General features: G+C 28.4%; 7 protein-coding genes. 3 read left to right on the top strand and 4 right to left on the bottom strand.

Annotation, left to right across the window (positions count from 1 at the left end):
* On the bottom strand, positions 1-385 hold a 385-nt coding region (locus h2es_RS05960; RefSeq protein WP_230204277.1), incomplete at its 3' end, for a hypothetical protein.
* 284 nt (positions 386-669) lie between these two features.
* Between h2es_RS05960 and h2es_RS05955 the strand changes: the two genes are divergently transcribed.
* From h2es_RS05955 to h2es_RS05945, 3 genes are all read left to right on the top strand, one after another.
* Positions 670-1,188 carry a deoxycytidylate deaminase gene (locus h2es_RS05955; RefSeq protein ID WP_154512287.1) on the top strand — a complete coding sequence of 173 codons (519 nt, stop codon included), beginning with the start codon at positions 670-672 and terminating at the stop codon, positions 1,186-1,188.
* A gap of 117 nt (positions 1,189-1,305) precedes the next feature.
* Complete coding sequence (locus h2es_RS05950) at positions 1,306-3,315, top strand: acetyl/propionyl/methylcrotonyl-CoA carboxylase subunit alpha (RefSeq protein WP_326845014.1); 2,010 nt, start codon at positions 1,306-1,308, stop codon at positions 3,313-3,315.
* A gap of 93 nt (positions 3,316-3,408) precedes the next feature.
* Positions 3,409-4,335: a bifunctional GrpB family protein/GNAT family N-acetyltransferase gene (locus h2es_RS05945; RefSeq protein ID WP_154512285.1), complete on the top strand. Its 927-nt coding sequence runs from the start codon at positions 3,409-3,411 to the stop codon at positions 4,333-4,335.
* 182 nt (positions 4,336-4,517) lie between these two features.
* Here the strand turns inward: h2es_RS05945 and h2es_RS05940 are convergent, their stop codons facing one another.
* From h2es_RS05940 to h2es_RS05930, 3 genes are all read right to left on the bottom strand, one after another.
* Positions 4,518-5,837, bottom strand: coding sequence for a LamG domain-containing protein (locus tag h2es_RS05940; RefSeq protein WP_154512283.1), 1,320 nt, complete (start codon positions 5,835-5,837; stop codon positions 4,518-4,520).
* A 129-nt stretch (positions 5,838-5,966) separates the two neighbouring features.
* On the bottom strand, positions 5,967-6,983 hold the full coding sequence (locus h2es_RS05935) for a hypothetical protein (protein ID WP_154512281.1): 1,017 nt from the start codon (positions 6,981-6,983) through the stop codon (positions 5,967-5,969).
* Between the two features lie 274 nt (positions 6,984-7,257).
* On the bottom strand, positions 7,258-8,226 hold the full coding sequence (locus tag h2es_RS05930; protein ID WP_154512279.1) for an RluA family pseudouridine synthase: 969 nt from the start codon (positions 8,224-8,226) through the stop codon (positions 7,258-7,260).
* Positions 8,227-8,243 lie beyond the last annotated feature (17 nt).

Below are 8,243 nucleotides of genomic sequence, written 5' to 3'. Positions count from 1 at the left end.
TACAATCTTCTTTTATTCTCCATTCTTGTTGAGCTTGATATTTTTCACTTAATTCGTTAATTTCTTCTTTAGAGATAAGACCTTCTAATAAATTTTTATCTAAATAGTTATTTTTAATTAATTCTTCCTTTATGCCATTAAATTTCTCTTTTAAAGAGCCATCTTGATTAAATAACAATTTTTTTATTACCTTTTGAGAGCATTTTCCTGATTCTACAAGATATTTAACCATCTCTAGATTTTTAGCTTCACCAGCAGCATTTACTAATGCATGACTATATCCCTCTTGAGAGCATAGTCCTGATTTTACAAGATATGTAAATATTTCTAGATCCTCTTTTCCAACAGCATAACTTAATGCACTATCATATGCTTTTGAGAGCATTTTCCTGATTCTACAAAATATTTAACTTTCTCTAGATTGTTTTCTATAGCAGCATGACGTAATTGTCTATCACATGTTTTTGTTTCCATAATCTATCACCTTTAAAAATTTAATTTATACTGATATAATACCTATCAAACGTTAAAATTAGGTTAAGGTTTTTAGAAAAAACGTTAAGATTACGTTAAGGTTTAATATTTTGGAAAATTTCTAAATTTAAAACTTAATTTATTAGATTGAAAAATCTTCTTTTTATTGATATTTATTAAACAAAAATTTCTTTTATGATAAAATCTTATTCATGGGATGAATACTTTATGACTCTGGCTTATTTAGTTTCAATGAAAAGTAAAGACCCTAGCACTAGGGTAGGGGCAGTGATAGTTGGAAAAGATAATGAAATAATTTCCACTGGTTATAATGGATTGCCTAGAAATGTTGAAGATAAAATAGATAGATACGTAAATAAAGACTATAAATATCTTTCATCTAATCATGCTGAAGAAAATGCTATCTTGCATTGTGCAAGAAATGGTGTGTCATCTAAAAATTGTTCTATATATACACCTTGGATTCCCTGTTCAAGATGTGCAAAAAGTATCATACAAGCAGGAATTAGTGAGGTAATATACGATGAAAATTTTCCAGGAAATGATGTAAATAATCAAAATGAAGTTTGGAAACAGAGTATTGAGGTATCTAATGAAATATTACTTGAAGCTAAAGTAAAAATAAGAAAATTTAATGGGAAGCTAATTAAAATCAAAGGTTTATATCAAGAAGAAGAGTTTGATTTAATTTAATAAAAAATATCTTTAAAAGCTTTATGCTACTATTTTTAGCATTATTGATATAGATTGATTTTGCATGTTGGTTGTGCTAAATTCCCTAATATTTCCATAATTTATATTATTTAATTTGTGAATAAAATAAAAAAAATACTTATTGCTAATCGTAATGAAATTGCTTGTAGAATAATAAAGACAGCAAGTAAACTAGGTATAAAAACAGTAGCTGTATATTCAGATGCTGATAATAATGCACTTCATCTAAAATATGCAGATGAAGCTATATATATTGGTAAGTCACCAGCAACTCAAAGCTACCTAAATATAGATTCAATATTAAAAGCAATAAAAATTTCTGGAGCAGATGCTGTTCATCCTGGATATGGGTTTTTATCTGAAAACTACGAATTTGCAAAGTTAATGGAAAAATCAGGTACTAATTTTATAGGCCCATCTGCAATTTCCATAAAAAAAATGGGAGATAAAATAGAAGCAAAAAAATTAGCAAAGTCAGCAGGGGTTAATATTATACCAGGTTATATTGGGGCAATAAAATCTGAAAAACATGCTGTTAAAATTGCTAAGAGTATTGGTTATCCTATTATGTTAAAAGCTGCCGCAGGTGGTGGAGGTAAGGGTATGAGAGTTGTTAATAGTGACGATGAAATGCAACAGGCTTATCGCTCAACTAAAAATGAAGCTAAAAATAACTTTTCAGACTCAAGGACTTTTATTGAAAAGTTAATTATAAAACCAAGGCATATAGAAATACAAGTTTTAGCAGATAAACATGGTAATTATGTATGTTTAGGAGAGAGGGAATGCTCAATACAAAGACATAATCAAAAAGTAATTGAAGAAGCACCTAGTTCTTTTGTCACCCCTAAAATTCGAAAAAAAATGTATGCCCAGTCAGTTGCATTGGCTAAAAAAGTTAAATATTTTTCAGCTGGTACAATTGAGTATATTGTAGATCAGATGGGAAATTTTTATTTTCTTGAAATGAATACTAGATTACAAGTTGAGCATGGAGTAACAGAATTAATTACAGGCATAGATATTGTTGAGCAAATGATCAGAATTGCTGAAGGAAACAAGCTTCCATTTAAGCAAAAAGATATAAAATTAAATGGATGGGCAATGGAATCAAGAATTTATGCTGAAGATGCAACTTGTGGATTTTTACCATCAACAGGTAGAATCATTGGTTACAAAGAGCCAAAATTAAGTGATAATGTTAGGTTGGATACTGGAGTATATGAGGGTGGTGAAGTAAGTATGTTCTATGATGCAATGATTGCAAAATTATGTACGTATTCAGAAAATAGGGTAAAGGCAATTGATTTAATGAAAAATTCTCTTGGAGAGTTTATAATAAGGGGGGTTTCGCATAATATTAATTTTTTACAAGCTATATTAAATAATGAGAAGTTTATTGCTGGTAATATTTCTACAAATTTTATCCAGGAAGAATATAGTGAAGGTTTTTCTGGAGCTGAGTTAAATAGCGAATTAAGTTCAGTTATATTATGTGCTTTAGTATTTATTTTTATTCAGAATATAAAAAGAATGTCGCATGTAAGCGGTCAGCAAAGGGGTATGTTTAGGGCAATAGGCACAAGGTGGGTAGCTAAATTAGATGATATGAGTTATCCTGTTACAGTAAGAAATCATAATAATGGATTAAAAATTACTTTTGAAAATAGAAAGTTTTTTATTACAAGCAATTGGGAAGTGGGAAGAAGGCTATTTCAATGTAAAATAAATGATAAGGATTACAGTTTGCAATTGGAAAAAATTAGAGATTTTTATGATATAGTATTTATGGGTTCTAAAGTTAGAACTAGATTGCTATCTCCTAGAACAGCTGAATTATATAAATTTATGAAGCCTATTTCTAAGGATTCAAAAGAAAATAATTTGATAGCAACTATTACTGGTTTAATTAAGGAGATAAAAGTAAAATCGGGAGATAGTATAAATAAAGGTCAATCATTAGTAATACTAGAAGCCATGAAAATGGAAAATACTCTAATTAGCCCTATAGATGGCATTGTTAAAAAGATTTGTTGCAAGGCTGAAGAAACAGTGTTAAGCGGAGATATTTTAATAGAAATTGAAGAAGATAAGGATGCTAAATAAATTTGATTTTTAGTTAAAAAGTATATGCTATAATTACTATAATTTTTAGTACAGCTAAATTGATATAGTATATTTATAAGGATAGGGTATTAAATGGTGATTAAAGTAGTTCCATATAGTTCACTCTGGGTTAAGATATTTCAGGAAGAAGCAAATATAATAAAAGACAGATTAAAAGAAAAGTGTTTAGATATCTACCATATAGGTTCTACATCTGTTTATGGTCTAATTGCTAAGCCAAGCGTTGATATATTATGTATTGTTGATAAATTAAACGATAGTTTAATTTTAGAAGAAGTAGGATTTGAGTTCAGGGGTGAAATGAATATTCCTCTCCATTATTATTTCCGTAGAAATAAAAAAATTAATCTACATGTTACTGAATTAGATCATGGTTTCATCAAGTTAAATTTATGTTTCCGTAATTACTTAAGGGTTCATCAGAATATAGCTTTACAATATAAAAATTTAAAAATTGAACTGTTAAAAAATCCAAATTCTCATATAAAAGTAGATGGAAAATTTTCAGGATATAATCTTGCTAAAAATCAATTTATTAAAAGCGTTTTGAAAAAAGCTAATTTTAATGGTTATTGTGTCAATTTTTGTATGCATGATGATGAATGGTCAGAGTATCATAGAATACGTGAAAGGGAAATTTTTCAACCAATTAGAGTGAATTATGATCGTAACCATTTTAGTTTAAAAGATAGTAATCACTATCATTTTGTTTTATATAAAGGAGTTGTAATTGTATCGGTTGCTCATATAGAATTAATAGATGATAAAACAGCAGCATTACGCTCTCTTGCTACTGATGAAAAGCATAAAAATAAAGGATATGCTACTTATATTCTAACTTTCTTAGAAAAATGGGTGAAATTGCAAAAAAGAGAAGTAATAAAAACACATGCTAGTTTAGAAGCTAAAGACTTTTATATAAAACTAGGTTATAAGCAAATGACATTTAACGATAAGTCAATATCAAAAAATATTATAGATTTAGGTAAAATAATATAATTGCAAAATATATCTTTATATATTTTAGTTATAATAAAATTTTATTTATAGGCATGGGATTTGGAGGTTAGTATTGCAAATTTTTCTAATTTTAAAAAATCTTGATCACATATCAATTTAAAGAAAGAATTTTTATCTTAGTTTAATTTGCAATACTACTAATATAAAATTTGTTTTAAAATTTATAATTCATCATGCGCAATTGCTGAGTTGTCATCAGCATCTTTGTCAATTCCATGAAAGTTATGCCAGTGTATTGGTATACGCCCAGCGTTGCCTCTTGCAGTTACAGCTAAAGCATCTTCTTTGTTTAAAAATTGTAAATTTGCTTCCTGATGTTGACAGTCTTGAACTCCATCAAAAGTCCAAACTAAATTCTCTTGTATCTTTATTTTACAAGTATTTTCTGCTCCAGTACCTAAATTTTTAGCATTTATCTCTATTTCAGAACCAACTGGTGGCCAAAAAGCTTCTATATTAATAGCGTTAACATTTGTTAAATTAGCATATACACCTATTTCCTCATTATCTATTGTAACTAAAATTTTTTGATTTTCATTAATGCCTCCATCTTTTATCTCAGGTGCATCAAGTACAACATAAAAAAACTTTTGCTGAGCATTTTCATCATCATAACGTGATAAGCGTAATTCTAGTGCTTGTTGATCAGTACCTGGAACTTTAGTAAGATCCATTTGTTGTGGATTCTTAGCTATTTTTTGATTTGGAAAATCACCAGCGACTTCAGGCACAAATTGTTTTTGTACTGTATACCTCCAATTTTCATTAGGCATTGTAGAAAAATCTACATTAATAATATTATCGTCATTTTGGTATGTAAAGTCTGCATTACCTGGATTTGCACCTGATTTATTTAGTGGAAAATATGATACTTTACTTATGTAAGAACTTGATTTAACAAAATTTACATCTGGAAATCCACTCCATTGATCGCCAAACCAATGATTTAACATAATCAGAACATCACCTAATTTTTTTTTATTGCCATACCACCAAAAGGGTTTATCTCCACCAGGATATTGATTGCCTATCATTTTTATTCCAGGATAATCTTTAGCATCAAAAACTTTTATTGGTGTTGCATTATCTATGTCTTTTCCATCATTATTAGCATCAAGATAAAATTGTAAAGTTTCAGGAGTCCAAACAATTGTATAAGTATGCAATTCTTTAGGATCGTAAGTAAGTTTACCTTGACTATCCTTTACAGTAAAATATTGTGAGTTAGTTGTAACAAAGCCTGAAAATGCTGTACTAACTGATGAAACAAATGAAGCCTCTGTATTGTTTACTTTTATTGTATGAGGCCCTTCAGGTGCTCTCCAAAAATTTATAGTCATTATTTTACCATCAGAGCTTTCTGCTTTTTGTCCGTTTGGCATACCCCAATTTTCACCTGCAGTCCACCACGGCTTTTTATCACGAACTGTCTCATCTTCTAATAAAGCATTATAATCTGCAATATCTGAATACCCAACCACTTTAGATATTTCTTGTACAAATTCTTTATTTGATAAACTACTAATTTGTGTATGTAGTTGATCAAAGTTATTTATTTTGCTTTGATCTTTGCCTAAAACAGAAGTAATAACTTTTAAAACAAATTGCTCTCAATTTACAAAATCAACTTTTGAAAAATCATTAATCATTATAACTAGATTATTTAAATTTTTCTGAAAATCCTTAATTGGTATGTTATTTATAATAGGAGATAACTGTTCCCATTTTGCATCGTCTTTTCCTATTAAAGCTTTTCCTATACCCATTTTTGATACAAGTTCTTGCGGGAAATTCTCTATTTCTTCTTTAGGAGTAGCTTTGATTTTATCTGCTAAATCACTTATGCTTGTAACAGGACTTTGTAACTTTAATGCAACTCCTATTTGCCTAGCAAATTCATTTTTGCATAAGTGAGAAATTTTAGATGTTAATTTAACAAAATCTATTACATCAGTATGCCCTAGTATTGATATTATTCTACCAGCTAATCCATCACTTGGCTCTAATTTTACTTTATTAACAAAACTAAACCAATTAGACGATTCATCCGATGATAATAATAGTAATTTACCTAGAGCTTTTGCTAATTCATCTTGTGAGTAATTTTTAATTTTATCAATAAAATCGCTCCATTTATCTAAAGAGTCATATTGCTCAACTTTTTTTATTTTTTGAAGTAGCTCTTTGTTTGTTAGGCCTTTAGTTTCTGATAGTAGTTGTTCCCAATTATTAATATCAGGTCTTCCAGATAATTTACCAATAACTTGAGCTTTTCCATTTGCTGTTAGCTCTCCGTTAGCTTCAGGACATGCAGTTACTACACAATTAGCATTTGGTAGTTCACCTGTGCAACTTAACCGCTCCTGGAAAAGTGCTTTTGTATATGGAACGTACTCCCAATCTATTTCAGTCCATCTCCAAAATTTTGTTAATTCTGGGTAGTATGCAGGTGGTGGCTGTATGGATTGCAGGAATGCACCTGTAACAGTTGGTTGATCATCAACATTAAACCACCCTTTAAACACATACATACCGTAAGACGTAGGCTTTCTTGAGTCTAATTGTACACCAGAATACATGCTTGGATCTTGTGGATTCCAATTTGAATTTTTTAAAGTATTAGTCATAACACCCCCATGTTAAATTAATAATATTATAATGTTATCCAAAAAATATCTTTGTCAAGTTATCTGTTAAAAATTATACTTAAAGTATAATAAATTTATTTATTTAACATTTTTAGCGCTATAAACTAAACTAATATTACAATAGTATAATAAATTGCGCTTTCATCTTATATTAGTGATTTTATAATAAAAATTAGAGATCGTAGTGTCAGATTAAATAGAAATAAATTACTAAGTGTTTGTTAAAAATACAAATAATATTAATATAAATGTTTTAATTATTTTTATCAATTTTTAACAAATTTATTATTTCTTGGATTGAATTATCCATGGGTATTTCAAATTCCATAGGTTTTAATGATTGAGGATGGACAAATGCAATTTTATATGCATGTAAAGCTTGTCTATTCAATTTTTTAATTTTATTATTTAGTTCTTTTGATACAAATTCTGGATTAAAATTATAATACAGAGAATATTTTTGATCACCAACTACAGGGGTGTTTTTATATTTCATATGCACTCTAATTTGATGAGTTCTACCAGTTTCTAATTCGCATTCTACTAAACTAAACATTCTATTTTCATAACTATTTATAACTCTATAATTAGTAATTGCTATTTTGGCATCATCATCTTTTACAACTTGCATTTTAGTTGGATCTTTTTTGTTAGGTGCAATATTGGTTATAATACGCCCAATAATAGGATTTGGAACACCATAAGTTAATGTTAAATACTTTCTTTTTACTTTTCTTTCTAATATTTGCCCACATAAGTATAAGTGTGTTTCATTATTTTTAGCAACTAACATTAAACCTGAAGTATATTTGTCTAATCTGTGTACTATGCCAGGTCTATTTTCTCCACTAGCTGATGATAAATTATTGGAATATGCAACAAGTGCGTGAGCAAGTGTTTTATTTTTAGTATTGCTACCTGGATGAACTGTAAGATCTGAGGGCTTATTAATAACTATTAAATCCTCATCTTCATAAATAATATTTAACTTAAAATTATATGGCTCTATTGTTGTAGGTTGTTTTATAATTGATAATGATATTTTGTCGCCAATTTTAATTTTTTTACCACAATTACGTTCAATATCATTATTAATAGTTACTTTTGAATTAAGTATCAAAAATTGGATTTGAGATCTAGTTTGTTTTTCAATTTTTGAAGTAATATATTTATCTAATCTTTCTCCTTCTTCACCTTTTATAATTTCAAAAGTATATATCATTTCGTTTAGTTCTTCAG

Source organism: Rickettsiales endosymbiont of Trichoplax sp. H2 (assembly GCF_009690945.1).
Lineage (GTDB): Bacteria > Pseudomonadota > Alphaproteobacteria > Rickettsiales > Midichloriaceae > Aquirickettsia > Aquirickettsia rohweri.
This window is presented reverse-complemented; position numbering and strand designations above follow the sequence as displayed.

Excerpts from the sequence above, each read along its gene's own strand:
- h2es_RS05955 (WP_154512287.1), top strand. The coding sequence starts at position 670 with ATGATAAAATCTTATTCATGGGATGAATACTTTATGACTCTGGCTTAT.
- h2es_RS05945 (WP_154512285.1), top strand. The coding sequence starts at position 3,409 with ATGGTGATTAAAGTAGTTCCATATAGTTCACTCTGGGTTAAGATATTT.
- h2es_RS05935 (WP_154512281.1), bottom strand. The coding sequence starts at position 6,983 with ATGACTAATACTTTAAAAAATTCAAATTGGAATCCACAAGATCCAAGC.
- h2es_RS05930 (WP_154512279.1), bottom strand. The coding sequence starts at position 8,226 with ATGATATATACTTTTGAAATTATAAAAGGTGAAGAAGGAGAAAGATTA.